31 protein-coding genes are annotated in these 24,984 nt (G+C 71.3%); 14 read left to right on the top strand and 17 right to left on the bottom strand.

Annotation, left to right across the window (positions count from 1 at the left end):
• Nucleotides 1–72: 72 nt before the first annotated feature.
• Together ACVW00_RS03890 and ACVW00_RS03885 are read left to right on the top strand one after the other, a co-directional pair.
• The gene (locus tag ACVW00_RS03890) at nt 73–897 is read left to right on the top strand and encodes a PaaX family transcriptional regulator (RefSeq protein ID WP_457109591.1); all 825 of its coding nucleotides are present in this window, start codon (nt 73–75) and stop codon (nt 895–897) included.
• A complete protein-coding gene (locus ACVW00_RS03885) occupies nt 894–1,709 on the top strand; it encodes an enoyl-CoA hydratase-related protein (RefSeq protein WP_457109590.1) in 816 nt (271 codons plus the stop codon). The genes ACVW00_RS03890 and ACVW00_RS03885 overlap by 4 nt, the downstream gene beginning before the upstream one ends.
• Nucleotides 1,710–1,712: 3 nt before the next feature.
• Here the strand turns inward: ACVW00_RS03885 and ACVW00_RS03880 are convergent, their stop codons facing one another.
• Genes ACVW00_RS03880 through ACVW00_RS03855 form a run of 6 tightly spaced genes read right to left on the bottom strand, consistent with a single transcriptional unit; the run spans nt 1,713 to nt 5,676 of the window.
• Nucleotides 1,713–2,486, bottom strand: coding sequence for a M14 family zinc carboxypeptidase (locus ACVW00_RS03880; RefSeq protein WP_457109589.1), 774 nt, complete (start codon nt 2,484–2,486; stop codon nt 1,713–1,715).
• Nucleotides 2,483–2,899, bottom strand: a complete 417-nt coding sequence (locus ACVW00_RS03875; protein WP_457109588.1) for a hypothetical protein — start codon at nt 2,897–2,899, stop codon at nt 2,483–2,485. Before ACVW00_RS03875 ends, ACVW00_RS03880 begins: the two co-directional genes overlap by 4 nt.
• On the bottom strand, nt 2,896–3,177 hold the full coding sequence (locus tag ACVW00_RS03870; protein ID WP_457109587.1) for a DivIVA domain-containing protein: 282 nt from the start codon (nt 3,175–3,177) through the stop codon (nt 2,896–2,898). The genes ACVW00_RS03875 and ACVW00_RS03870 overlap by 4 nt, the downstream gene beginning before the upstream one ends.
• Nucleotides 3,174–3,866 (bottom strand): LOG family protein, encoded by a 693-nt coding sequence (locus ACVW00_RS03865; RefSeq protein ID WP_457113068.1) that lies wholly within the window; start codon nt 3,864–3,866, stop codon nt 3,174–3,176. Before ACVW00_RS03865 ends, ACVW00_RS03870 begins: the two co-directional genes overlap by 4 nt.
• 38 nt (nt 3,867–3,904) lie before the next feature.
• Nucleotides 3,905–4,963: a succinyl-diaminopimelate desuccinylase gene (dapE, locus tag ACVW00_RS03860; RefSeq protein ID WP_457109586.1), complete on the bottom strand. Its 1,059-nt coding sequence runs from the start codon at nt 4,961–4,963 to the stop codon at nt 3,905–3,907.
• Between the two features lie 23 nt (nt 4,964–4,986).
• Complete coding sequence (locus ACVW00_RS03855; protein ID WP_457109585.1) at nt 4,987–5,676, bottom strand: VOC family protein; 690 nt, start codon at nt 5,674–5,676, stop codon at nt 4,987–4,989.
• Between the two features lie 34 nt (nt 5,677–5,710).
• On the opposite strand from ACVW00_RS03855, the gene ACVW00_RS03850 reads away from it, so the two are divergent.
• Genes ACVW00_RS03850 through ACVW00_RS03840 form a run of 3 tightly spaced genes read left to right on the top strand, consistent with a single transcriptional unit; the run spans nt 5,711 to nt 8,579 of the window.
• On the top strand, nt 5,711–6,730 hold the full coding sequence (locus ACVW00_RS03850; RefSeq protein WP_457109584.1) for a M48 family metallopeptidase: 1,020 nt from the start codon (nt 5,711–5,713) through the stop codon (nt 6,728–6,730).
• Nucleotides 6,731–6,772: 42 nt separating this feature from the next.
• Nucleotides 6,773–7,729 carry a 2,3,4,5-tetrahydropyridine-2,6-dicarboxylate N-succinyltransferase gene (gene dapD / locus ACVW00_RS03845; protein WP_457109583.1) on the top strand — a complete coding sequence of 319 codons (957 nt, stop codon included), beginning with the start codon at nt 6,773–6,775 and terminating at the stop codon, nt 7,727–7,729.
• Nucleotides 7,719–8,579, top strand: coding sequence for a hypothetical protein (locus tag ACVW00_RS03840; protein ID WP_457109582.1), 861 nt, complete (start codon nt 7,719–7,721; stop codon nt 8,577–8,579). The genes dapD and ACVW00_RS03840 overlap by 11 nt, the downstream gene beginning before the upstream one ends.
• 197 nt (nt 8,580–8,776) lie before the next feature.
• Here the strand turns inward: ACVW00_RS03840 and dapC are convergent, their stop codons facing one another.
• The gene (dapC, locus tag ACVW00_RS03835; RefSeq protein WP_457109581.1) at nt 8,777–9,895 is read right to left on the bottom strand and encodes a succinyldiaminopimelate transaminase; all 1,119 of its coding nucleotides are present in this window, start codon (nt 9,893–9,895) and stop codon (nt 8,777–8,779) included.
• Nucleotides 9,892–10,218: a ferredoxin gene (fdxA, locus tag ACVW00_RS03830; RefSeq protein WP_457109580.1), complete on the bottom strand. Its 327-nt coding sequence runs from the start codon at nt 10,216–10,218 to the stop codon at nt 9,892–9,894. The genes dapC and fdxA overlap by 4 nt, the downstream gene beginning before the upstream one ends.
• A gap of 92 nt (nt 10,219–10,310) precedes the next feature.
• Between fdxA and ACVW00_RS03825 the strand changes: the two genes are divergently transcribed.
• From ACVW00_RS03825 to ACVW00_RS03815, 3 genes are read left to right on the top strand one after another with little or no spacing between them, the layout of a single operon-like run.
• Nucleotides 10,311–11,195, top strand: coding sequence for a GNAT family N-acetyltransferase (locus ACVW00_RS03825; RefSeq protein WP_457109579.1), 885 nt, complete (start codon nt 10,311–10,313; stop codon nt 11,193–11,195).
• Between the two features lie 8 nt (nt 11,196–11,203).
• Nucleotides 11,204–11,713 (top strand): DinB family protein, encoded by a 510-nt coding sequence (locus tag ACVW00_RS03820; protein ID WP_457109578.1) that lies wholly within the window; start codon nt 11,204–11,206, stop codon nt 11,711–11,713.
• A gap of 40 nt (nt 11,714–11,753) precedes the next feature.
• Nucleotides 11,754–12,320 carry a tetratricopeptide repeat protein gene (locus tag ACVW00_RS03815; protein WP_457109577.1) on the top strand — a complete coding sequence of 189 codons (567 nt, stop codon included), beginning with the start codon at nt 11,754–11,756 and terminating at the stop codon, nt 12,318–12,320.
• Here ACVW00_RS03815 and ACVW00_RS03810 read toward each other — a convergent pair.
• From ACVW00_RS03810 to ACVW00_RS03795, 4 genes are read right to left on the bottom strand one after another with little or no spacing between them, the layout of a single operon-like run.
• A complete protein-coding gene (locus ACVW00_RS03810) occupies nt 12,281–12,727 on the bottom strand; it encodes a hypothetical protein (protein WP_457109576.1) in 447 nt (148 codons plus the stop codon). The genes ACVW00_RS03815 and ACVW00_RS03810 overlap by 40 nt on opposite strands.
• Nucleotides 12,728–12,744: 17 nt before the next feature.
• Nucleotides 12,745–13,647, bottom strand: coding sequence for an N-acetyl-1-D-myo-inositol-2-amino-2-deoxy-alpha-D-glucopyranoside deacetylase (mshB, locus tag ACVW00_RS03805; protein ID WP_457109575.1), 903 nt, complete (start codon nt 13,645–13,647; stop codon nt 12,745–12,747).
• Between the two features lie 10 nt (nt 13,648–13,657).
• On the bottom strand, nt 13,658–14,053 hold the full coding sequence (locus tag ACVW00_RS03800) for a (deoxy)nucleoside triphosphate pyrophosphohydrolase (protein ID WP_457109574.1): 396 nt from the start codon (nt 14,051–14,053) through the stop codon (nt 13,658–13,660).
• A 2-nt stretch (nt 14,054–14,055) separates the two neighbouring features.
• Nucleotides 14,056–14,307, bottom strand: a complete 252-nt coding sequence (locus tag ACVW00_RS03795; protein ID WP_457109573.1) for a hypothetical protein — start codon at nt 14,305–14,307, stop codon at nt 14,056–14,058.
• 81 nt (nt 14,308–14,388) lie between these two features.
• Between ACVW00_RS03795 and ACVW00_RS03790 the strand changes: the two genes are divergently transcribed.
• Nucleotides 14,389–15,387: a hypothetical protein gene (locus ACVW00_RS03790; protein WP_457109572.1), complete on the top strand. Its 999-nt coding sequence runs from the start codon at nt 14,389–14,391 to the stop codon at nt 15,385–15,387.
• Here the strand turns inward: ACVW00_RS03790 and ACVW00_RS03785 are convergent, their stop codons facing one another.
• Entirely contained in the window at nt 15,388–16,236 is an 849-nt protein-coding gene (locus ACVW00_RS03785; RefSeq protein ID WP_457109571.1) for a thioesterase family protein, read from the bottom strand.
• A gap of 55 nt (nt 16,237–16,291) precedes the next feature.
• Between ACVW00_RS03785 and ACVW00_RS03780 the strand changes: the two genes are divergently transcribed.
• Nucleotides 16,292–16,885, top strand: a complete 594-nt coding sequence (locus ACVW00_RS03780) for a hypothetical protein (protein WP_457109570.1) — start codon at nt 16,292–16,294, stop codon at nt 16,883–16,885.
• Here the strand turns inward: ACVW00_RS03780 and ACVW00_RS03775 are convergent.
• On the bottom strand, nt 16,845–18,062 hold the full coding sequence (locus ACVW00_RS03775) for an oxidoreductase (protein ID WP_457109569.1): 1,218 nt from the start codon (nt 18,060–18,062) through the stop codon (nt 16,845–16,847). The two genes, ACVW00_RS03780 and ACVW00_RS03775, sit on opposite strands and share 41 nt — an antisense overlap.
• A 19-nt stretch (nt 18,063–18,081) precedes the next feature.
• Nucleotides 18,082–18,786 (bottom strand): TetR/AcrR family transcriptional regulator C-terminal domain-containing protein, encoded by a 705-nt coding sequence (locus ACVW00_RS03770; protein ID WP_457109568.1) that lies wholly within the window; start codon nt 18,784–18,786, stop codon nt 18,082–18,084.
• 91 nt (nt 18,787–18,877) lie between these two features.
• Here ACVW00_RS03770 and ACVW00_RS03765 point away from each other — a divergent pair, with 91 nt between their 5' ends.
• Together ACVW00_RS03765 and ACVW00_RS03760 are read left to right on the top strand one after the other, a co-directional pair.
• Nucleotides 18,878–19,609 carry a DUF4386 domain-containing protein gene (locus ACVW00_RS03765; RefSeq protein ID WP_457109567.1) on the top strand — a complete coding sequence of 244 codons (732 nt, stop codon included), beginning with the start codon at nt 18,878–18,880 and terminating at the stop codon, nt 19,607–19,609.
• A 75-nt stretch (nt 19,610–19,684) separates the two neighbouring features.
• Nucleotides 19,685–20,926 (top strand): cytochrome P450, encoded by a 1,242-nt coding sequence (locus ACVW00_RS03760; RefSeq protein ID WP_457109566.1) that lies wholly within the window; start codon nt 19,685–19,687, stop codon nt 20,924–20,926.
• Between the two features lie 33 nt (nt 20,927–20,959).
• On the opposite strand, the gene ACVW00_RS03755 is transcribed toward ACVW00_RS03760, so the two are convergent.
• Nucleotides 20,960–21,595, bottom strand: a complete 636-nt coding sequence (locus tag ACVW00_RS03755; protein ID WP_457109565.1) for a TetR/AcrR family transcriptional regulator — start codon at nt 21,593–21,595, stop codon at nt 20,960–20,962.
• A 44-nt stretch (nt 21,596–21,639) separates the two neighbouring features.
• Nucleotides 21,640–22,122 (bottom strand): hypothetical protein, encoded by a 483-nt coding sequence (locus tag ACVW00_RS03750; protein WP_457109564.1) that lies wholly within the window; start codon nt 22,120–22,122, stop codon nt 21,640–21,642.
• A 160-nt stretch (nt 22,123–22,282) separates the two neighbouring features.
• On the opposite strand from ACVW00_RS03750, the gene ACVW00_RS03745 reads away from it, so the two are divergent.
• Nucleotides 22,283–24,202, top strand: a complete 1,920-nt coding sequence (locus ACVW00_RS03745) for a sensor histidine kinase (RefSeq protein WP_457109563.1) — start codon at nt 22,283–22,285, stop codon at nt 24,200–24,202.
• A complete protein-coding gene (locus tag ACVW00_RS03740) occupies nt 24,199–24,879 on the top strand; it encodes a response regulator (RefSeq protein WP_457109562.1) in 681 nt (226 codons plus the stop codon). The genes ACVW00_RS03745 and ACVW00_RS03740 overlap by 4 nt, the downstream gene beginning before the upstream one ends.
• Nucleotides 24,880–24,984: the final 105 nt, after the last annotated feature.

Below are 24,984 nucleotides of genomic sequence, written 5' to 3'. Positions count from 1 at the left end.
TCCCCATGACCACCGACGGCGGACAATCGTGCACTCGAAGGGCGCCGCCGCCGGTGAGGCACACTCTGAGCTGTGCACGCACGTTCCGCGCTGTTCGACCTGTACGGCGACCACCTGCTCCATCGCGGCGGTCAGGCGCCGGTGGCGACGCTGATCAGGCTGCTCGAGCCGCTCGGCGCCCGACCGCCCGCGGTGCGCACCGCGATCTCCCGGATGGTGGCGCAGGGCTGGCTCGAGGCGATCGAGGTCGACGGCCCGGGAGGGCCGGTCCCCGGCTACGCCGTCACCGAACGCGCGCGCGTCCGGCTCGACCAGGCCGGGAGCCGCATCTACCGGACCGCGACCGACTGGGACGGCCGGTGGCACGTCCGCGTGCTCACCCCGATCGGTGATCGCACCCGACGCGAACGGGTCCGCAGCCAGCTGCGCTTCCTCGGGATGGCGCCGATCAGCGACAGCACGTGGGTGAGCCCGCACGCCTCGGTCGAGGTCGACCAGCTGCTGCACGACGAGGCTCTCGAGTCGCTCTCCCTCACGACATCGGACATCACTCCGGTCAGCCTGGTGCTCGACGCGTTCGACGTCGGCGGGCTCGGCCGGGACTACGACGCCTGGCTTGCCGACGCGGCCGAACTCGTCGGGTCGTCAGGACGCGGGCCGGTCGAGGATGCTCCCTCGAGCGACGTGGCCGCGTTCGTCGTACGCTCCGAGCTCGTGCACAGCTGGCGGAAGTTCCTGTTCCGCGACCCCGGTCTGCCCGACTCGCTGCTGCCCCGCGACTGGTCCGGACGACGCGCTGCGGCATTCTTCGACGAGCACGCCGAACGCCTCCTCCCCGCTGCTGACCGCTTCATCGACCAGTGCCTCACCCCGACCGCTGCAGGAGCCCGCACATGACCGACCCCCACCCGATCGACCGCGTCGAGCCCGTCACCTACGACCTCGTGGAGGGCGTCGCCACGATCGCGCTCAACCGGCCGGACGCGATGAACAGCCTGAACATCGCGACTAAGGAGGCGCTCCGCGACGCGGTCACCGAGGCGGCCGGGGATGACCGTGTGCGGTGCGTCGTGCTGACGGGCAGCGGACGCGCGTTCTGCGTCGGCCAGGACCTCAAGGAGCACGTCCAGCTGCTCGAGAGCGGCAGCTCCGACGAGCTCTTCACGACGGTCGAGAAGCACTACAACCCGACGGTGACCGCGCTGGCGACCATGCCGAAGCCGGTGATCGCGGCAGTCAACGGCGTCGCCGCGGGAGCCGGCGCGAGCCTCGCGTTCGCCTGCGACCTGCGCGTGCTGGCCGAGTCGGCAGGGTTCAACCTCGCGTTCCCCGGCGTCGCTCTGTCCTGCGACACCGGCGCCTCGTGGACACTCCCCCGGCTGGTCGGTCGCGCCAAGGCGATCGAGCTGCTCTACTTCCCCAGCACGATCGCCGCCGCGAAGGCGCTCGAGCTCGGTCTGGCCACCTCCGTCGTACCCGACGAGCAGCTGACCGAGGAGGTCGCCACCCTGGCCGCCAAGCTGGCCTCCGGCCCGACCATGTCGTACGCCGCCATGCGGCAGTCGGTGAACTACTCCAGCAGCCACGACCTGGTCGAGTCACTCGTCTTCGAGGCCGACAAGATGAACCTCACCGGCGCCTCGGAGGACCACCGGAACGCGGTCGCGGCCTTCGTGGCCAAGGAGAAGCCGACGTTCCAGGGACGCTGACCGTCAGCGCGCGGCCCCGACGGAGGCGAGCAGGCCGGCCGGACCGGTCACGTGCTTCTGCGCCCAGGTCATCCGGGCGCCGTACTCGACGGTGAGCGCGACTCCCGGCAGGCGCTTGTTGAACCACTGCGTCAGGGTCCCGTGGCAGCGGTGGTTGCACGTGAAGACCTTGATCGGCAGTCCGAGGTCCTGGCTGAGGATGCCCGCGAACACGTGCCCCTTGGCGTAGGAGTCGTCGATGCCGAACAGCGGCTGGTGGAAGCTGACCACGTACGACGGCCGCACCGCCTTCAGGAAGCGCATGATCACGCGCGTCTCCCGCTCCGACGCCGGCCGTGGCCCCGAGTTGTAGGTGCCGTGCTGCCGGATCCAGCTGACCGGGAAGTTGCGGTTCAGGTCGACCCCGTGGGCGTTCTTGCGCGTGTGCCGGACGTAGCCGTCCCGGTTGAGATACGGCACCACCCAGATGTCCGCGCCGGTGACCGGCGCCCCGTCACGCAGGTCCTCCAGGATCCGGGCGGGCGACGCCTCGTTGCCGTGGATCGTGCCGATGAACACTGCCTTCACCGGCGACGCCGGATCACCGAGGTGCCAGGCGCGGATCGGCCGGCCCTTGACGGTGCGGCCGATCACGCGTGACTCGAAGGCGGCACCCGCCGAGCGCGCCTGACGGTCGCCGGACGGGCCAGCCTCTGCCGCACCCGGGGTGACGAGCACCGTCGTGAGGAGGGCGAGCAGGAGCAGCGATGCCGCGAGTCCCGAGAGTCGCCGGGTCACGTGAGCTTGTCCGCGACCAGCAGGTAGGTCCAGACGACCGAGCCGACCAGCAGCCCGACGTGTCCCAGGATCGACAGCCCGGGGCCCTCTCCCCAGGAGTCCGCCGCAGGTCCGGATGCGTGCCGGCCGCGGGCGGGCATCCAGCGCAGCAGGATGAGCAGCCCGGCAGCCGTGGTGACCCACCAGCAGGCCAGCCCGACGTACCCGTAGAGCCTGTCGACCTTGGCGAGGATGTAGGTGCCCCAGAACCCGAGGGCAAGCACCCCGAAGAGGGTGTGCACGTTGACCAGGCCCCTCGGGATGTCGACGCGGCCCGCCGCCTCCTCCTCGCGGGACGCCATCCGCACCCGGGTGAGCACGACGACGACCGCCGCGAGTGCGGTGAGCACGAAGGCGACGCGTTGCGGAGTCACGGGTTCAGTGTGCCCGAACCCGGCTCCCGAGTCGTGGACGTGTCGAGCTGTGCCGCGAGCCTGTCGAGGAGGGCGTCGACCTCGCTGGCGCGGTAGCCGCGCACCGCAGTGGAGAAGCGCACCGCCCTCAGGTCCGCACCGGTCAGCGGCCGGTCGACCGGTACGACGGCATCGGGCCGGTCGTCGTATGCGCGGGCGAGCGGGGCGCCCGTGCCTGCCGCGACCACGGCGACGCCACCGAGCGCGAGGACGACGAGCACCGCGAAGAACCACATCATCGTGCGGCCACCATGATCGACACCGCCTCCTCCACGTCGTCGGTGAGCTGCAGCATCTCGAGGTCCGCGGCACCGATCTTGTTGTTCGCCAGCACGGTGTCGCGCAGCCAGTCGATGAGGCCGCTCCAGTAGTCCACCCCGATCAGCACGACCGGGAACGACGTCACCTTGCGCGTCTGCACCAGCGTGACCGCCTCGAACAGCTCGTCGAAGGTGCCCATCCCGCCGGGCAGGACCGCGAAGCCCTGGGAGTACTTCACGAACATCGTCTTGCGCGCGAAGAAGTAGCGGAAGTTCACGCCGACGTTGACGTGGTCGTTCATGCCCTCCTCGAAGGGCAGCTCGATGCCGAGACCGACGCTCACCCCGCCGGCGTCGGCGGCGCCCTTGTTCGCCGCCTCCATCGCACCCGGGCCGCCACCGGTGATCACCGCGAAGCCCTCGCGGACCAGCGATGCGCCGAGCTGGACCGCCTGCGCGTAGTAGGGGTCGTCACGAGCGGTCCTGGCGCTGCCGAAGACCGCGATCGCGGGCCCCAGCTCGGCCAGGGCCCCGAAGCCCTCCACGAACTCGGCCTGGATGCGCAGCACCCGCCACGGATCGGTGTGCAGCCAGTCGCTCGAGCCGCGTGAGTCGAGCAGCCGCTGGTCGGTGGTGGAGAGATCGATCTGCTCGTCGCGCAGGAACATCGGGCCCTTGCGCTTGACCGCCCGCGGGTGCTCGGTCATCAGGCGCCCAGCCAGTTGCGCAGGACCTGCTCGCAGCGCTCGATGTGGGCGATCGGCACGTGCTCCTCCTGCTTGTGCGCCAGCGACGGGTCGCCCGGCCCGAAGTTGACGGCGGGGACTCCGAGGCCGCTGAAGCGGGCGACGTCGGTCCAGCCGAACTTCGGCTTCACCTCACCGCCGACCGAGTCGACGAACGCCTTCGCCGCCGGTACGTCGAGCCCGGGGAGCGCTCCGGGCGCAGAGTCGGCGACCGTGATCTCGAAGCCGTCGAAGAACTCGCGCACGTAGTCGAGCGCCTCCGCCTCGGAGCGGTCGGGCGCGAACCGGTAGTTCACGGTGACCACGGCCTCGTCAGGCAGCACGTTGGTGGCTACGCCGCCGCTGATCAGCACGGCGTTGAGCCCCTCGTGGTACTCGAGCCCGTCGATCAGCGGCCGCCGGGCGTCGTACTCGTTGAGCCGGCGCAGCACCTCGGCAGCCTTGTGGATCGCGTTGACGCCCTTCCACGACCTGGCGGAGTGCGCCCGCTCGCCGCGCGTGCGCACGTCGACGCGGAGCGTCCCCTGGCACCCTGCCTCCACCATCGCGTCCGAGGGCTCCATGAGGATCGCGAAGTCCGCCTCCACCAGGTCGGGCCGTCCCTCGGCGATCTTGCGGAGGCCGTTGTGGATCGCGTCGATCTCCTCGCACTCGTAGAAGACGAAGGTGACGTCGCGGTTCGGCTCCGGGACGCCGGCGGCGAGCCGAAGCGCGACCGCCACGCCCGCCTTCATGTCGCAGGTGCCGAGCCCGTGCAGGAAGGTGCCGTCGTTGCGGCACGGCAGGTTGCCGTTCAGCGGCACCGTGTCCAGGTGGCCCGCGATCACGACGCGCTCGCCGCGCCCGAGTTCGGTGCGGGCGACCACCGAGTTGCCGACCCGGGTCACCTCCAGGTGGGCGACCTCGCGCAGCGCGGCCTCGACGGCGTCGGCGATCGGCTGCTCGTTCAGGCTCACCGACTCGATGTCCACGAGTGCCTCGGTGAGCGCGACCGCGTCGGCCGTGATGTCCAGGACCATGGCGCCCATCTTGTCAGGGCGGGTCAGGAGCCCGGGAACACGCAGAACTCGTTGCCCTCGGGGTCGGCGAGCACCGTCCAGCCCGGGAGGTCCGAGAGCCGGGTCGCCCCGCGAGCCTCGAGCTCGGCGACGTCGCCGTACAGGTCCCAGTGCAGCCTGTTCTTGACCGTCTTCGGCTCGGGCACCCAGCCGAAGACCCAGGCGTCCATCGGGAACCCCGGAACGCCCGCAAGCCAGCTCCCGTCCTTGCCGTCCTCGCCGTCCTCGTGCTGGAGCTCGACCCCGAACACGTCGGCCCACCACTGCCCGATCCGCACGTGGTCGGCGGAGTCGACCACCAGCTCGAAGGCCTTGTACGCCGGGACGCGTGCCGGCTCCCGGACGAACGCGCACAGCTCGTTGTCCTCCGGATCGGCCATGACGGTCCAGGCGTCCGCGTCGTCCTGGACCGGCGCGACGGTCGCACCGATCGCGACCAGGGTCTCGACCGAGTCGGTGTGCAGGTCGAGGTGCACGCGGTCCTTGACGGTCTTGGGCTCCGGCACGGTGTTGATCCACAGAGTCTGCCCGGGCTCCGAACCGCGGAGCACCGCGTCGCCGTTGTCCTGGTATTCGGCGGCCAGGCCGAGCGCGCCGGACCAGAACGGCGCGACCGCCCGCGGGTCCAGCGCGTCCAGGCAGAGGTCCTTGAACCGGGTGCCGCCACTTTCCATGCGCTCATCGTGGCCCACCGGCAGACTGTCCGTCATGCCGAAATCGCCCTCGCGACGCCGAGTGCCGCTGCCCGAGATCAGCTCGCGAGCCTGGGAGCACCCCGCCGACCGGGGCGCGCTGGTCGCGCTGCGCAAGCTCAAGGGCTTCGACACCGTGCTGAAGGCTCTGTCCGGGCTGATCAACGAGCGTGCCGTGCGCCTGGAGCTCCTCGGGTCGGCGATCCGGGTCGACGAGCGCCAGTTCCCGGCCCTGCACCGCGCCCTCGCCGACGTCGCCACGGTGCTCGACGCGGCCGACGTGCCGGAGGTCTACGTGTCGGCGAACCCGGTCCCGAACGCGGTCACCATCGGCATGGACAAGCCGCTCATCGTCGTGAACTCGGCACTCGTGGAGCTGCTGGACTCCGACGAGATGGCGTTCGTGCTGGCCCATGAGCTCGGCCACGCGATCAGCGGCCACGCCGTCTACCAGACGCTCCTTCAGCGGCTCCTGCAGCTCTCCGGCGTCCTCGGCTCGATCCCCCTCGGCGGCCTCGGCATCCGGCTCATCGTCGCCGCGCTGATGGAGTGGTCGCGCAAGTCCGAGCTCTCCGCCGACCGTGCCGGTCTCCTCGCCACCCAGGACCCCGCGCTCGCCTTCCGGGTGCACATGAAGCTGGCCAGCGGCGGACACCTCGAGGACCTGGACACGACGTCCTTCTTCGCCCAGGGCCGTGAGTACGACGAGGCGGGCGACCTCCGCGACTCCGTCCTGAAGATGCTGCTGATCGAGAGCCGGTCGCACCCGTTCGCCGTCGTACGGGCCGCCGAGCTGCGAAGGTGGGTCGACACCGGGGACTACACCGCGATCCTGGCCGGCACGTACCCGCGCCGCTCCGAGGACGCGGACGCCCCGGTGAGCGAGGCCGCGCAGGCAGCGGCGCGCAGCTACTCCGAGATGTTCGGGCAGACCCAGGACACGCTCGGCCGGCTCGTGCAGGACGCCGCCGGCGTGCTCGGCTCGGTCAAGGGCTGGCTCGACCAGAACCTGCGACGGCCACGCTCCGACGAATGACCGGTTGTTGAGCCGATCGATTCCCTCGGTAGCCTGATCCGCATGCCTGAGTCCTCGTCCCCTGCCCAGAAGTCGGCCTGGGGCCACGGTCTCGCGACCATCGCCGACGACGGGTCCGTGCTGGACACCTGGTACCCGACGCCGGCTCTCGGCGAGCCTCCGGCCGACGTCGCGCCGCCCGCCTCGCTGACCGCACTGGAGACCAAGGACCCGGCGCGCAGGGTGCACACCGAGGTGGTGCTGACGGCCTCGGCGCTCGACGACGCCCCGGCTGACGCGACCGACGTCTACCTGCGGCTGCACCTGCTCAGCCACCGGCTCGTCGCCCCGCACGGCGTGAACCTGGACGGCATCTTCGGCATCCTCAGCAACGTCGTCTGGACCAGCCGTGGACCGTGCGCCGTGGCCGGCTTCGAGGAGGTCCGCGCTGCGCTGCGCGCCGACGGGCCGGTCGAGGTCTTCGGCATCGACAAGTTCCCGCGGATGACCGACTACGTCGTGCCGACGGGCGTCCGGATCGCCGACGCCGACCGGGTCCGCCTCGGAGCCCACCTCGCCGAGGGCACCACCGTGATGCACGAAGGGTTCGTCAACTACAACGCCGGCACCCTGGGCACCTCGATGGTCGAAGGCCGGATCTCCGCCGGCGTCGTCGTCGGCGACGGTTCCGACGTCGGCGGTGGCGCCTCGATCATGGGCACGCTCTCGGGTGGCGGCAAGGAGACCATCTCGGTCGGGCGCCGGTGCCTTCTCGGCGCCAACTCCGGCATCGGGATCTCGCTCGGAGACGACTGCGTGGTCGAGGCCGGCTGCTACGTCACCGCGGGCACCAAGGTGACGGTGCGCGACATCGACAACAAGCCGAAGGTGATCAAGGCGGGCGAGCTGTCCGGCGCGGACCACGTCCTGTTCCGCCGCAACTCGGTGACCGGTGCCGTCGAGGCCGTCCCGTGGCACGCGGACGGCATCGCGCTCAACGCCGACCTGCATGCCAACTAGGCAAGGGCACCGTCGCTCCGGGATCTTCCTGTTCCTGGCGGTCCTCGCCGTCGTCGCCGGGGTCACGATCGCGGTCTGGCGCGGCACCGGCCCCCTCCCCGACCCGCCCGGCTGCACCGCGACGGTGGCCGGTCGCAGCGTCGACCTCGAACCCGACCAGGCGCAGAACGCGTCGCTGATCGCGGCGATCGGGGTGCAGCGTGGGCTCCCGGCACGGGCGGTGTCGATCGCCCTCGCCACGGCGTACCAGGAGAGCAAGATCCGCAACCTCACCAGCGGTGACCGCGACTCGGTCGGCATCTTCCAGCAGAGGCCGTCGCAGGGTTGGGGCACGGTGGCGCAGATCAGCAACGAGTACTACTCGATCAACAAGTTCTACGACGCTCTGGAGAAGATCCACGGCTACCAGACGATGCGGATCACCGAGGCCGCGCAGAAGGTGCAGCGGTCGGCGTACCCGGAGGCCTACGAGCCGCACGCACCGGACGCCCGGGCCCTTGCTTCTGCGCTGACCGGCTACAGCCCCGGCGGCACCTTCACGTGCGTCGTGCGGGAGCCGAAGGCCCACGGGACCGCGGCGACCGCCTCGCAATGGCTGTCCAAGGCGTACGGCGATCTCGACGTCACCCGCACCGGCGCCCGCCAGGACTTCACCGTGACGGTCGCGGCCGGACAGGACGGCAACCGCAAGGGCTGGTCGATCGCCGAGTACCTCCTGGCCAATGCCGACGACCTGAAGATCACCGGCGTCTCGTTCGACGGCCGGGCCTGGAAGACCGGTGACGACTCCGAGAAGGGCTGGGTGGCCTCCTCCGCCCCGGCGACGAAGATCACCGTCTCGCTCGGCTGATTTCCCGCCGAGGCGGCGCAAGTGAAAACCCACCCGACGCCGAGGCGGCGCAAGTGAAAACCCATGCGACACCGAGGCGGCGCAAATGAAAGAGCGACGTCTTCCATCTGCGCCGCCTCGGCGGTGTTAGGTCTTTCATCTGCGCCGCCTCGGCGATTGGGGTCGGTCAGGCGAGGCGGAGGACGTCGCCGAATGCGTCAAGCCGTGAGCCGCTCCACTGCCGCGCCGATCCGCTCGTCGGTGGCGGTGAAGGCGATCCGCACGTGCTCGGCGCCGGCGCGGCCGTAGAACGAGCCTGGCGCGACCAGCACGCCGCGCTCGGCGAACCAGGCCAGGGTGTCCAGGCACGGCTCCCCACGGGTGGCCCAGAGGTAGAGCGAGCCCTCCGAGTGGTCGATCCGGAAGCCCGCGGCCTCGACCGCGTCCTTGAGCCAGCCGCGCCGGCGGGCGTACCGGGCCCGCTGCTCCTCGACGTGGGCGTCGTCGTCGAGGGCCGCGACCATCGCGTGCTGCTGCGGACCGGGCATCTGAAGGCCGAGGTTCTTGCGCACCGCGAGCAGCTCCCCCACGACCACCGGGTCGCCGGCGACGAACGCGCACCGGTAGCCGGCCAGGTTGGAGCGCTTCGAGAGCGAGTGCACCGCGAGGATGCCCTCGTGGCTGCCGCCGCACACGTCGGGGTGCAGCACCGAGACGGCCGGCGCGTCGGGCTCCCAGGTCAGCTCGAGGTAGCACTCGTCGGAGATCAGCAGCACTCCTCGCTCGCGGCACCAGTCCACGACTTTGCGCAGGTGGTCGACCGGCAGCACCTTGCCGGTCGGGTTGGACGGCGAGTTGATCCAGAGGATCCGCGGCCGCTCCGGTCCGATCGCGGTCAGCGAGTCGGCCGCGAGCACGCGGGCGCCCGCGAGCACCGCTCCGACCTCGTACGTCGGATAGGCGAGCAGCGGCTGCACGACCAGGTCGCCGGCGCCGACACCGAGATGCGTCGGCAGCGAGGCGATCAGCTCCTTCGAGCCGACCACCGGGAGCACGCCGTCCAGCCCGAGGCCGGTGACCCCGAAGCGGCGGGACAGCCAGTCCACGCAGGCCTGACGAGTCTGCGGCAGGCCGATCGTGACCGGGTAGCCGGGCGAGTCAGCGGCTTCGCGGAGCGCCCGCTGCACGATCTCGGGGGTCGGGTCGACCGGCGTACCGACCGAGAGGTCGACGATGCCGCCGGGGTGCGCGCGTGCCACGTCGCCGTACGACGTGATCTGGTCCCAGGGGAAGTCAGGCAGCCGGGAGGAGACAGGCTCGACCTCCGGTGGGGTCACTCGTCGTGCTCTTGCGGCGGGAGCGCCTCGATCAGCGGGTGGTCCTTCTCGATGACGCCCATCTTGGCGGCGCCGCCCGGGGAGCCCAGGTCGTCGAAGAAGTGCACGTTCGCGTCGTAGTACTCCTTCCACTCCGCCGGGGTGTCGTCCTCGTAGTAGATCGCCTCCACCGGGCAGACCGGCTCGCACGCACCGCAGTCGACGCACTCATCGGGGTGGATGTAGAGCATCCGCTTGCCTTCGTAGATGCAGTCGACGGGGCACTCGTCAACACAAGCGCGGTCCTTGAGGTCCACGCAGGGCTGGGCGATGACGTAGGTCACCTGGATCCTCCTGAGGTACGAGTCCGGTGCGGACTGCGGCAAAGCCTAGTATCCCCGGGGTGACTTCAGCAGACGGGCCCGTGTTTCAGCAGGTGACCAAATCGGGGCTCGGTCCGCACGTCGTCGGCCAGCGTGTCGTGGTACGCCGCGTACTGCCCGGCGAGACCGGCCCGTCGGGCGGCCCGGCGATGACCGACGTGCTCGGGGTCTGCGAGTCCTGGGCCGACGGGGTGGCGGTGATCCGGCGCGAGGACGGCAGTGCGGTCGCGATCCGGATCGGCGAGATCGTCTCCGGGAAGCCGGTCCCGCCCCGCGCCAGCGTCCGCCAGCGGGTCACCGCGCGCGAGGCCGAGTCGCACGGCGCGCCGCTGTGGCCCGGCGTCGTGCGCGAGCCGCTCGGGGAGTGGGAGCTGCGCACCGAGCCCGAGCCGAAGGACCGGCTGCGGAAGCGGGCGAACTCCTGCCTCGCGATGGGTGATCCCGACGTCCCGCTGGACCAGGCCGCCGAGCTCGTCCGGGCGTTCTACCGGGATCGCGGCCGTCCGCCCATGGTTCAGGTCGAGGTCGGCTCCGAGGCTGACGACTGGTTCGGAGCGACTGGCTGGACGGTGGTGCCGGGCGGTGACTCGTTGTTCCTGCTCGGCTCGCTCAGCCGCGCCCGGCGGACGCTGGGTGCCGACGACGTGGCCGTCCTGCACTCCGACGGCCCCCGGGCGGAGGCGATCGTCAACGACCAGGCCTTCGCGAAGGCTGCGATCGACCGCGACTGGCTCGGCGTCCACGACCTGTTCGTCGAGCCGGAGCTCCGCCGCCGCGGGCTGGCCCGGGCCGTCCTCGCCACCCTGCTGGAGTGGGGCGCCGAGCAGGGCGCCACGACGCTCTGGCTGCACGTCGAGACCGACAACGCGCCGGCGATCGCCCTGTACGAGTCGCTCGGGCTGTCGGTGCACCACGCCTGTCGCTACCTGTCAGGTTGACTGTCGGAGTGGACGACAACGCAGACGAGACCACGAAGCGCGAGCTTCTCGAGTGGCTGGACGCCCAGCGGACGCACGTAGCGGAACAGGTGAGGGCGATGCCGGCCGAGGCGCGACGCCGCTCGCAGGTCCCCTCAGGGTGGACACCGCGCGGTCTGCTCAGGCACCTGACCCTGGACGTCGAGCGGGTGTGGTTCCGCGCTGTGATGGCCGGCGAGCGCGTCGACCTTCCCCAGGGGTACGACGGCTGGACCGCACCCGATCTCCAGAGCGACGAGGACCTCCTCGAGCAGTACGCCGCCGAGTGCAGGCTGGCCACCGCGGCCGTCGAGCGACTGCGGCTGGACGCGAAGCCGGTCTGGTGGTTCGAGGACGCCGGCGACCCGCCCGTCTCGTCCTTGCGGGACGCCCTGTTGCACGTGATCGTCGAGACCGCCACCCATGCGGGGCACCTGGACGTCTGCCGCGAGCTGGTCGACGGCGGACAGCGCCTCGTCCTCGACGAGCCGACGACCTGAGGGCACGACCCCCGATCCTGAGCCACTACGTTGGATCCCCATGACCGCCACCCCGCTCACGCCCGAGCTCGAGGCCGCGATCGAGCTCGGCTACGAGCGCCGCGACCGGACCGACATGGCACCGACGATCGCGTACTTCGAGGACCTGCTGGCCCGGCATCCCGATCATCCCGTGCTGGTCTACGAGGTCGGCGGCGCCTACGACACCGCGGGAGACGAGAGGACCGCCGCGAGCCACTACGAGCGGGCACTCGCGCTCGGCCTGGAGGGCGACACGCTGCGTCGCTGCCTGTGCCAGTACGGCAGCACGCTGCGCTGGCTCGGGCGGCTGGAGGAGTCGCTCGCGGTGCTGGAGCGCGCGAAGGCCGAGTTCCCCGACTCGGACTCGGTGCGGGTCTTCCGCGCCCTCACCCTCAACGACGCTGGTCGTGGCGACGCTGCGGTGGCGGAGCTCCTCGGAGTCGTCGTCGCCCATGCCGAGCACACCGACCTGGGTCGCTGGGCCGCCGGCCTGGGCGGCCTCGCCCAGTGGCTCGGCGACGGCCGTCCCGAGGACTCGCTCCCTGCTCAGCTCCTCGTGGGCGGGTCGAGATGGCCGTGGACGTGATGGTCGATCGCCGGCTCGTTCTCGAGCAGGAAGTCGACGACGTGCCAGAAGTCCGGCAGACGCCGATGGCCCAGTGCCTCGTCCCGGCTCAGCTTGTGCCCGAAGGTAGGAGTGTCTCCGTACGGCACCGCTGCCTGGACGAGCGAAGCGGCCGGTTCCCGGCTGCCCTCCACCGGACCGACGCGGCAACCGAAGGTCACTCTCTCGTCCTGACCATCGCCTTCGAACGAGCCGAGGATCACGTCCATCCAGGCTTCGAAGCCCCCGTGGTGGTGCAGGGCCGTCATCGCGATGGCGCACGGACCGTCGGCGTCGAGGACGAAGCTCTTGACCAGGAGGTACTCCGCCCCGCAGTCGTCGCAGGTGGACCGGTCGATCGTCGACTCGCCGTCCAGCCAGAGCGTCACGTCGGACCCCCGAAGAGTCAGAGCCCCGCGAACAGGTCCGTCTCGAGGCCGTCCTCGTTGACCGGCCCGCGCCGGCCCTTCGCGATCCGGTAGAACTCCAGGCCCCAGGCGGTGGCGCCGACGTTGTTGGAGAGCGCGAAGAAGGGGCCGTCGGTGGTGATCTGGGTGGCGTGTGCGGCGAGCGCCGCCATCTTGCGGTCGTGGTACTCGGTGCCGTCGACGACGGCGGAGAGGTTCTCGTCGGCGGTGACGAACGGCGGCAGCGGGCCGTCCGGCTCCATGCCCTCGAACGTGGTGGTGTCGCCGGAGTCACGCAGCAGTCGCAGGCCGGCGCGCATCCGGCTCTCTGACATCGCCCCCCAGTAGATCTTCGCGACGTCGTGGTGCTCCCCCAGGTCCGGCCGGTACGACGGCACGGCTGCGAGCGCCGCGGCGTACGTCGCGACCCGGTGGGCCTGGATGTGGTCAGGGTGGCCGTATCCGCCGAACTCGTCGTAGGTGACCAGCACCTGCGGCCGGACCTCGCGGATCACCTCGACCAGGTGGCTGGCCGCCTCGGTCAGGTCGGCGTGCCAGAACGCACTCTCGTGCACGGTGTCCGCCGGGATCGCGTGGCCGTCCTCGTGCCACTGCATGCCGGAGTCGCGGTAGCGCTTGAAGCCACCGAGGTAGCGGTGGTCGGTGACGCCGAGCTCCTTCATGGCGTTGTCGAGCTCGATCCGGCGCTGGTCGGCCAGGGTGTCGTCCTTGTCGGCCGCCAGGTGCTCGAGCTCGGGCACCAGGATCTCGCCCATCTCGCCGCCGGTGCAGGTCACCAGGGTGACGCCGATGCCCTCCGCGACGTACTTCGCCATGGTCGCGCCCTGCCCAATCGACTCGTCGTCGGGGTGCGCGTGCACGAGGAGCAGGTGCTTGTCCATACCGAAGACCCTAGTTGCGCGGGCCCAGAGTTTTTCCGACGGCGTCCACGAACGGACGATCGGCTTCGAGCCAGTCGACGCCGTCGATCTCGCCCACCCGCAACCACCTGATGGCGTCGTGCTCCCCGTGCCGCGGCACCGGCTCGTCACCGACCAGAGCAGCCGTCGCAACCCTGAGCACGAGGTCGTCGCGGATCGGGACCTCGGGCTCGAGCCAGCCGGTCACTTCGACCAGGCAGCCGAGCTCCTCGGAGACCTCGCGCACGACGGCCTCCTCCGGCATCTCGCCGGGGTCGACCTTCCCGCCCGGGAACTCCCACCGGCCGGCCACCTCCGGCGGATAGCTGCGGCGCGCCGCGAGCACACGACCGCCGTGGAGCATCGCGACACCGACGACGAGTGGCACGCTCAGTCGGCCGGGTCGAACTCCGGGGTCCGCGACCAGCGGACCGACGCGGCCAGCGACGCGGCGAAGTGCATGCCGCCGGCGACGAGGTAGACGACGACCAGCCGCGGGCTGTCGACGGTCCGGCTCGCGACGATGGCCAGCGCGACTGCGGCCAACGCGACGACCAGGCTGAGCACCGCCTTTCGCTTGCCCCTGTCGAGCTCGGAGCGCGTGGCGTAGGGGCCGAAGCGGTTCGGGGTCATCGTGCTCATGGCGGTTCCTCGGCGATCTGGGCGAACGGCTGTCGACGCTACCCGCGCGACGCGTCCGCGTCTGGCGAATACGGTGGATCCATGCGTACGCCGCCCCGAGTCCACCTGCGGCGTACCGACGAGAACGCCGGGGAGATCGAGGCGCTCGTCGCCCGGCTCGGCGATCCGGTCGGTGTCGCGGGCGTCCTCGCGCGGCTCAACCGGCAGGCCACTCGGGTCCCGGTGCCGGGAGTGGCGGTCGAGTGGGGCTTCGCGTGGGGCGACGAGGACGGCGTCTCCGAGCGGTGGTGGCCCCAGGGGATCACCAACTCCGCACACGTCCCGGGCGTCGACCGGCGGCTGCTGGTCACCAGCTGGTACGCCAAGGACGACCGCGGCAGCCGGATCACGGTCGTCGACCTCGAGACCCTGCGCTACCGCCACGTGCTGCTCGTCGTGCCGGTGCTCGAGCCCGGCGGCGTCCGGCTCCGGCCGCTCACTGTCCATGCCGGTGGCCTGGTCTGGGCCGGCCCCTACCTGTACGTCGCCGGCAGCCGACAGGGGCTCCACACCTGCCGGATGGACGACATCCTCCAGGTCGAGCCCGGCGAAGAGACCTTCGGCCACCGGTTCGTGCTCCCCGTCCGGTTCGTGTACGACGCACGCGACGACCTCGACGAGATGCGCTACTCGTTCCTGTCGCTGGACCGGAGCGAAGAGGTGCCGCACCTCGTCGCCGGGGAGTACGGCCGGGAGGAGATGACCCGGCGGATCGTCCGCTACCCGCTGGATCCCGGCACGTTCTACCTGCACGCCGAGCAGGACGGGACGTCCCGGCCGGTCTCGTTCGACGAGCGCGGGCTGGGGCACATGCAGGGCGTGGCGATCGTCGAGGGTCGCTTCCACGTCACCACGAGCAGGGGTCGCTGGCAGCTCGGCGCGATGCGCGTCGGCCAGCCGGGCGCGTTCCGCACCTTCAGGCAGGCCATCCCGGTGGGACCCGAGGACCTCTGCTACTTCGACGACGACCTGCTCTGGTCGCTCTCGGAGTACCCCGGCCGCCGCTTCGTGTTCTGCATGCGACGCAGCACGTTCGACTGATCAGCCCCGCGGCTGCAGCGCCAGCTGCCGCGCCTGCGCCACCAGCCGGCCGGTGGAGTCCCAGACGTCGCAGTCCTCCTCGAAGAGGCCGCCGGCGACCGTGCGCGTGGCGTGCCGGACGACCGCCCATCCGGACGCGGGCCGGGCCCGGACGTGGGCGGTCAGCTCGAGGGTCGGCGCCCAGCCGGGGATGCCGAGGTCGAAGGTCGTCGGCGGCAGCGCGTCGACCACCATGAGCAACGCGATCGGGTCCAGGGGCCGGTCGTCGGCGAGCTTGAACCAGCCCTGGATGACGCCCTTGCGGCTGGGCTTCCCCACGGCCCACATCGCGCTCTCGGGATCCAGCAGCGTCCCGAACCGGTCGAGCAACGGCGCGAACTTCCTCACCTCGTCGGGAGCGGCGTTCGAGGGCAGGCACTGCTCCCGGGGCGGCAGGTCCGGAGGCGCGAGGGCGAGGTGAAGAGCGTCGGCAGCCGCGTCGGTGGCCGCGTCGTGGGCACGGTCGAGGTCGCCGTACGTCGCCAGCGCGGTGATCCGCGGGGTCGTGACGCCGTCGAGCTGCTGGCTCAGAGTGGCGGCCACCGTCGAGAACCGGCCACCCCGGCGCACGATCCGGGTCTCCACGGTCGCCGGCCCGGGCACGGACGCACTCAGGTAGTGGGCGCTGACCGAGAACGGGTCTACGTGGCCGCTGCTCTCGAGCGTGTGTCGCACGGCGTTGCCGATCACGGCAAGGAGGTAGCCGCCGTTCACGCCGCCGCCGACGACCCAGCCGCCGTCGAGCTCGGCGGAGTAGGCATCGTCGCCGATCGGTCTCACCGCGATGCCGCGGTCGAACTCGTAGGGCACTGCTCAGGCTCCTCGGGTACGGTCATCGGTCGAAACGACTCTAGGGGGAATGTGCGTGTCCGATCGCCGAGCACTGCTCGCGCTTCCTGTCGCGCTGCTCACAGCCGTTGCCGCCCTCGCCCTGGGCGGCTGCGGCGGCGATGACGACCACCCGAGCGCGGCCGGCAGCACCGCGCCGGGCGTGACCTCCGCGCCCTCGGTCGACCCCAGCGGACCAGCCGATCCGGGCGAGCCGTCGAACACCCAGCTCCAGCAGCCGAAGGCCTCGGAGACGATCGCGCCGGAGGCCAGCCTCACCGCGGTCCCCGGTGCCAGCGAGCTCCCCGCACAGGGCTTCCGCACCGTCCAGGGCTTCCCGGTGCCGCCGGGCGTGAAGGTCAAGGACCCCGGTCCGCTCGACGACACCTGGCAGTTCGACATCCACTCCGACGACCTCGACGGCGTGATCGCCTTCTACAAGCGAGTGCTGCCGCAGATGGGCTTCCGGCTGCGGCTGGGAGTCAGCTACACGCTCGGCGACGAGCAGGTCTACTGGGACCTGGTCTTCGACGGCCGTATCTCCGGCACGATGGTGCGCGACCCCGACAACGGCGTGGTGTTCGTGGTCGTCAACCCTCCGGGGCAGCCGGCGATCGCGGGCGAGAAGTAGGAGCGCCGGAGTCATCCAGCACCGTGCACCTCGTGCCGGTGTAGATCGTCGGCATGCACTGGTTGCAGTGGATGCAGACCCCTTCGCCGGACTCGCCGCTCGCCAGCCGGTTGACCAGGTCGGGCTCGCGCAGCAGGGCGCGAGCCATCGCGACGTACTCGAAGCCCTCGGCCATCGCGCGGTCCATGGTCGCCCGCGTGTTGATGCCCCCGAGCATCATCAGCGGCATCCGGACCGCTTCGCGGAACACCAGTGCCTTCTCGCGGAGGAACGCCTCCTCGAACGGGTAGGCCTTGAAGAAGCCCTTGCCGATGGGCGTCCTCATCCCGAGCCGCACCAGGGGCGGCATGTTGGCGGCGAACTCCCTGCGCGGCACGTCGCCGCGGAACAGGTACATCGGGTTCAGCAGCGAGCTGCCGGCGCTGAGCTCCAGGGCGTCGAGGTGGCCGTCGGCCTCCAGCATCCGCGCGAACTCGACGGTCTCCGGCATCGAGAAGCCCGCACGCGACCCCTCGGTCATGCCGATCTTGGCGGTGACCGCTGCCCGGTCCCCCACCTCCTCCCGTACGACGCGCGCCACCTGGCGGGCGAACCGCGTCCGGTTGTCCAGCGACCCGCCCCAGGCGTCCTTGCGACGGTTCTGCCCCGGCGCGAGGAAGGAGCTCAGCAGGTAGCCGTGCGCCATGTGGATCTCGAGCACGTCGAAGCCGGCGTCCACCAGGATGCGCGCGGCACGCACGTAGTCGCGGGTGATCCGGGTGATGTCCGCCTCCGTGGCGGACCGGACCATCTGCATGCTCAGCGGCGACGGCATCCGGGAGGCGGCGAGCGCGTGCACGCCGTTGGACCGGCCGTTGGCCACCGGACCGGCGTGCCCGAGCTGTCCGGCGATCTTCGCGCCGGTCTCGTGGACCGCCGCGGCGAGCCGGGCGAGCCCGGGCGCCGACTCCGGGCCGACGGTGATGACCTCCTTGTGGGTGCGGCCCTCCGGCGCGACCGCGAGGTAGGCGACCGTGGTCAGCCCGACACCGCCGCGAGCCGGCGCCAGGTGGTAGTCGATCAGCTCGTCGGTGACCAGGCCGTGCGGCGTACGCCCCTCGAAGGTGGCCGCCTTGACGACCCGGTTGCGCAGCCGCACCGGGCCGAGATCGGCGGGAGCGAAGACGTCGGGGGCCACCGCAGAACGATAACCTGTTTCAGTTTCGAGCCGGGTTGCGGCGCCTTCCGCCGAGCCGCGCCAGCCCGTCCAGGACGAGCTCGAGCCCGAAGTCGAACTCGTTGCCGAAGGCGTAGCCCGGCTTCATCACGACCTCCGTGGCCAGCTCGGTGAGGTGCGGGTACTGACCCGGGTCGAACCCCGCCACGATGGAGGCGGCAAGGTCGCCGACGTCCTGGCCGCCGCCCCCGGCGGACTCGACCGGGAGGCCGGCCTCCTGGACGGCGAACCCGTACACGTAGCTGTCGAGCACGGCATAGGCGTGGCCGGCCAGCTCGACGGACAGGCCCCCGGCTCGCAGGCTGCCGAGCACCGCGTCGTGGTGGCGCAGCGTCGCCGGGCCGGGGCTGGTGCGCGACTCCATCAGCGCGATCGCCCAGGGATGCCTGCGCAGGACGGTCCTCGCCGAGGACGCACGAGCGTGCATCTCCGCGCGCCAGTCGCCGTCGCCGGGGGGCAGCTCAATCTCGTCGAAGACGAGATCCACGATGCCGTCGAGGATCGCGTCCTTGTTGGCGACGTGGTGGTAGACCGACATCGGCTTGACGCCGAGCGACTCGGCCAGCGAACGGATCGTCAGCGATCCCAGGCCGCCCGCGTCGGCGATGTCCATGGCGGCGGCGAGCACTCGGCCGCGACTGAGCCGCTCCCGATCGGGAGCCCGCTTCGGCGCTGGTCTGGACATGGTGGCCGCACGATAGCAGTTTCGTACAATGTAAGGTACGGTCCCTTACTAAGTACGGCGATGACGCCGGACACCAGCGGAGGACACCCAGATGAAGCTCGACCAGCTCCTCGACTCCCGCAACACCTCCTCACGGCTGATCGGAGGACTCTTCCTGGCCGGCTTCCTCCTCTACGGCGTCGGCTTCGCGCTGGTGAGCTCGGTGATCGACCGGCCACACTTCCTGGCCACCGTCCCCGAGCACCGGGCCACGCTGCTCGCCGGCGCCTTCCTGATGCTGCTCAACACCGTGGTCGACGTCGGCAAGGGAGTGCTCTTCTTCCCGATCCTCGAGCGTCACAGCAAGCGGGCCGCCCAGACCTACCTCGCGACGATGGTCGTGGAGGTCGTCCTCCTCGCGGGTGGGGCACTGATGTTCTTCCTGCTCGTGCCCCTCGCCGAGCACCGCGGAGCCGGCTGGGCCGACGGCATCAGCAACGTGGTCGTCGATGCCAACGCGTCGGCCTACCAGCTCGCCGAGATGCTGCTCGGTCTCGGTGCTCTGGCGCTGACCGTCGTGCTGCTGCGCACCGGACTCGTTCCCCGTCGCCTGGCGGCACTCGGCGTGATCGGCTACCCGGTGCTCGCCGTCGGGAGCGCCGCTGACCTGCTCGGCGCACACGTGAGCCTGGTGCTCTCGATCCCCGGCGGGCTCTTCGAGGTCGGGGTCGCCTTCTGGCTGATCTTCAGGGGCTTCCACCCCGCTGCGTACGCCGGCCCGGACGCCCTGCCCGCCCCCGGTCCGGTCCTCGTCGGTGCCGGACGCCCCGCGCAGGCACTGTGACGCCGGCCTCCTTCGTGTTAACGTCGTCCGCGACTATTTGCTCGCTTGACCAAATAACCGGACGGGACTCCAGCGATGACCACGACCGAGCCAGCGATCGACCTGACCGACCCCGACCTGGTGTCCGGCGGGATCCCCCACGAGCACAACCGCAGCCTCCGCGACGCCGCCCCGGTCCACTGGGTCGACCAGGAGCAGTCGGCGCGGGACGGCATGTCGGCCGAGTCGGGCACGGGCTACTGGGCGCTGACCCGGCACGCCGACGTGGCTGCGGTGTCGAAGAACAGCAAGGCGTTCTCGAGCTGGGAGAACGGCGCGATCATCCGCTTCCCCGAGGGCATCGAGCGCGAGATGGTCGAGATGCAGCGGGTCATCATCATCAACCAGGACGCCCCCGAGCACACCCACACGCGCCGGATGGTGTCGCGGGCGTTCACGCCACGGGCGGTCGGCGGTCTCGAGGAGGTGATGCACGAGCGCGCGGCCACGATCGTGCGCAACGCGCTCGAGAAGGGTGACGTCGACTTCGTCACCGAGGTCGCGGCCGAGCTGCCGCTGCAGCTGATCGCCGACCTGCTCGGTGTACCGCAGGAGGACCGGGGAAAGCTCTTCGAGTGGTCCAACTCGATGATGTCCGGTGAGGACCCGGAGTTCGCCGGGCAGTCCGAGGTCGCCTCGGCGGAGATCCTGGGCTATGCCATGGGGATGGCGGCTGATCGGCTCGCGAACCCGCGCGAGGACCTGGTCACCCAGCTGGTGCACGCCGACAAGGACGGTCGTGGGCTCACCGAGGACGAGTTCGGCTTCTTCGTGATCGCGCTGACGGTGGCGGGCAACGAGACGACGCGCAATGCGATGTCCCACGGCATGAACGCCTTCCTCGACCACCCCGATCAGTGGGAGCTGTTCACGCGTGAACGACCGACCGCCACCATGGTCGACGAGGTGATCCGCTGGGCCACCCCGGTCAACGTCTTCCAGCGCACCGCCCTCGAGGACGTCGACGTCAACGGTGTGCCGGTGAAGAAGGGGCAGCGGGTCGGCCTGTTCTACGGAGCGGCCAACTTCGATCCCGAGGTCTTCGACAGGCCCTACGACTTCGACGTCCTGCGCGACCCGAACCCGCACCTCGCCTTCGGCGGTCACGGCGCCCACTACTGCATCGGCGCGAACCTCGCCCGGATGGAGGTCGGGGCGATCTTCAACGCGCTGGCCGACATCGCGCCGCAGGTCACCAGGCTCTCGGAGCCCGACCGGCTGCGGCACAGCTGGATCAACGGGATCAAGCGGCTCGACGTGCGGCTCGCCACCGGTTGAGCCGGTTCACCGGTGGTGAGCCTGTCGAGACGCTCAGGCCTCGAGGCCGCCGCTGGTGAACAGCGCCAGCTGCTCGACGTACGCCGGGTCGAGGCCGTCGGGACCGATCGGCCGACCGTAGCCGCCGAGGTCGGCCCCCGCGAGGGCGGTGAGCATCGAGAACATCGCGATGCCGGCACGGTCGGCGGCGGCACCGCCCAGCGCCGGGATGGTGCGGGCGGCACCGAGGAACAGGGCCGTCACGTCCACGTCGGCGACCAGCTCGCGGGTGACGATGTCGTCCTCGTTCAGCGCCAGGGTCACCAGGATCTTCATCCAGCGGACGGCCCGGACCGGCTGCCGGTTCAGCTCCTCCACGAAGGGCAGCAGCACCGCCTCGACGAGCTGCCGGGTGGTCAGGTCGTCGCGGCCCTGCAGCCTGCGGAGGCGCTCACGCACGGCATCGCCGACGGGACGCGCCCGGCGCAGGACCACGGCCTCGACCAGTGCTCGCTTCGACGGGAAGTGGTGCGAGAGTGCGGCCGGCGCGACGCCAGCCGCGCCCGCGACCGAGCGGAGCGAGACGACGTCGACACCCGCGGTGCCGAAGAGCTCCTCGGCCGTGTCGAGCAGGGCCTCACGCACGTCGACGTCGACCCGGGGCCCTCGTCGTCGTGGAGAGTCGCTCACGCGGACACCCTAGGGCTCGCGGGACGCCACGGCCCGTCGGACGGCTAGGGAGCGAAGGGATTGATCAGGACGCCGCCGATCGTGAGCACGACGTTGAGCAGGGCGACGAAGGCGCCGACGATGCCGGCGATCCGGGCGGCACCTCCGAGTGGGCGACCGCCCTTGGTCAGGCCGGAGCACCAGGCGGCGCACGCGCCGAGGATGCCGGGAGCGCCCGACCAGAAGAAGATGATCGTGAGCACCGAGAGCCCCGTGAGCACGAGCGATCCGACGCGCGCACGTTCGGGTGTGCGGACCAGCCACAGCGCGAGGCCGACACCGATGAGGAGTGCGGCGGTGCCGACGATCGAGATCGTGACGATCGACGCGATCGGACCCTGGCTGCGGTGCGGGTCCTTGTCGCTGAAGATGATCTCGCCGGTGAACAGTGCGATCAGGCCGAGGACGCACACGGCGTACACAGCGCCGACGAACACCGGCGCCGACGGCAGCTGGACCGAACGCGGCGGAGCCGTTGACGTGGACATCGGGACCTCCTGACCTCCCCGGCGAGTCCGGGGCCGACGCGATCACGATGCCCGCGACGGCGTCCCGCGCGCCAGCCCCGCGCGTCCCGGCCCGTCCCGGGCCGTCCCGGCGCGGTCCCATGACCTACCGAGGACCCCTCGCGTGCTCCATGCTGGCCGTGTGGCCGAGTCGACCGGCGTCACCAGCATCCCGCCCCGGGGCCTCACCGTCGAGGTCCTGGCCACGGGGGTGCTGTTCTCGATCAGCGCGGGGTCCGCCGGCGTGTCTGCTTCCTCGTCGCAACGACCGCCGAGCGTCCTTCTCACGCTGGGCTGGCCGCTCTTCGCCGTGGTCGGCGGAGTCCTCCTCGACCGAACCCCCGGGCTGCGGCTCGGACGCACGCTCGCTGCACTCTCCCTGGCACCCGCGGCGATCGTCGCCTGGAGCGTCGTCCGCACGGGCGGCTTCGAGTCCGCCGACCTCGCGAGCACGACCGCCGATCTTGCCGCTCCCCTGGGCTGTGCCCTGGCCGTTGCCGTGCCCGCGGCGTTCGGAGCCGCTCCGCGGCGCCGAGCCGACGCGCTCATGGTGGCCGGCTATGTGCTCGCAGCTGCGGGCTCGGTGCTCGTGGTCGCGGCTCGGGTCGCGGCCTGGCCCGGAGTGGTGCAGGGCACGGGCTGGACGCTCGCTGCCGCCGGCACGTTGACCACGTGGGCGCTGGTCGCCAGGTCGGTACGCCGTACGGACCGCTCGTCGCGCCGGAGGCTCACCTGGCTCCTGGTGACCCTCGCGACCGGGGGCGCCGTCGTGGCCGCCACGTGGACGCTCTGGCCCGGCCAGCCCGGCTTCTACGCGACGTGCGGCGCGCTCATGATCGGCTCGCTGGTGATCGGCGGCCTGTGGGTCACCGCCGACTTCCGGCCACTCGACGAGCACCTGCTGGACGTGGGACTCGCCCTCGGTGTGCTCGTGATCTCGGCCGTCACGACCGGCCTGGTCTTCCTCGGGTCGCAGCTCGCGCACCGCACCTCCAACACGACGACGGTCGTGTTCACCGCGCTGCTCACCGCGGCGATGACCGCCCCCGGCGCGCTGTGGGTCCGCCGGAACACCCTCGCGACCCGGTACGGAAGCGGGCTCATCCCGCCCGAGGACGTCGCCGCCATCACCGCGGACCTGCACGCGAAGACCGAACCGCGTGACCTGCTCGACAAGGCAGCCCGGATGGTGGCGGCAGCCAGCGGCAGCAAGGAGGTCCGGATCGTGCTGGGCGACGACGACCCGTCCGCACCGGAGCGATGGGCGGTCCATCCCCTCGAGGTCGGCGGCGACCGGGTCGGCTCGCTGCTCATCGAGTCACCCGACCCCGAGGGCCCCGAGATCCGGCAGGTCCAGGTCGTCGCGCAGCTGCTGCCGACCGTCGCGCTGGTGGCACGCGCTGTCGGGCTCGCCGTCGAGGCCGAGCACGCCCGCCGGGACGTGGCTCGCGAGCGGGACGCCGAGCGCAAGCGCGTGATGGGCGACCTCCACGACGGCCTCGGACCCGTCCTGGCCGGAATGAGCATGCGCGTCCAGGCGGCGCTCCGGACGCCCGGCACCGCGGACACGGAGACGCTGCTCGCGGACCTGGCCGCCGACCTCGCCGCGAGCCGGACCGACCTCCGCCGGATCGTCTCGGGCATCACCCCGTCGGTGCTCGACGACGGCGACCTGGAAGCCGCCCTCCACAGCCTGGTCCGCTCCTTCGGCGAACCGGTCGACGGACCCCGCGTGCGGCTCCACGTTTCGGCGGGTGCAGCCGCGTCGCCGGCGGTGGAGGTGGCCGTCTACCGCTGCGTCGCCGAGGGGGTGACGAACGCCCTGCGCCATGCGGCCGCGTCGTCGATCGACGTACGGGTCCAGGCCGACACGGCCCGGATCCGCGTCGACGTGGTCGACGACGGCCGCGGCGGCCCGGTGGTGCCCGGCGTCGGACTCTCGTCGCTCGCGCTGCGCGCTCGGTCGCTCGGCGGTTGCCTGAGCGTCGACGCCGGGGATTCGGGCGGGACGCACCTGCACGTGGAGCTGCCCACCAGTGCCGAGGCGGGGGTGCTGCCGTGATCGACGTGCTCGTCGTCGACGACCATCCGGTCGTGCTGGCCGGGCTGGCCGCACTGATCGGGTCGGACGCGCAGCTCTCGGTCGTCGCGACAGCGCGGTCGGCCACCGAGGCTCGCGAGGTGGTGGCCGGGCTGGAGCGCAGCAGCCGGCCCAGCGTCGCGGTCCTCGACCTGCAGCTGCCGGACGGGGACGGCATCACCCTCGGGATGGAGCTCAAGCAGTCCTGGCCGTCGCTGCGCGTGCTGATCCTGACCATGCACGCCGACGAGTCGACCGTCATCCAGAGCCTCGCCAGCGGCCTGGACGGCTACCTCCTCAAGGATGCCGACCCCGAGGACGTGCTCGCCGCGGTGCACTCGGCGGCCGGCGGCTCGATGGTCGTGGGGCGCAGCGTGAGCGGGTACGTCGTCGCAGCGGCGGCGTCCGCCCCGCGCTCCGACGCCCTGGCGGTGCTCGACGCCCGCGACCTGGAGATCCTCGAGCTCATGGTCGACGGGCTCCCGACCTCACAGGTCGCGGCTCGCCTCTACCTCGCGCCCAAGACCATCCGCAACCGCGTCTCGGAGATGCTCGGCAAGCTCGGCGTCGCGAGCCGCGAGGACGCGATCGCCCTCGGCCGCGCCGGCGGGCTCGGCAGTGGCCGTCTCCGGCCGGGTCCGCCTCCGCAGCGACCCTGAGACGTCCCGTCGGCACGGGATCGCGGCGGGCCGGGCCGGGCCGGAATGGGGCAGCGGGTGCCTGTCCGCGGGACACGGCGCGCAGCCACGCTCGAGGTATCGACC

The organism is Marmoricola sp. URHA0025 HA25 (assembly GCF_054059435.1).
Note: the sequence above shows the minus strand (reverse complement) of the source record. Positions and strands in the feature narration are given on the sequence as shown.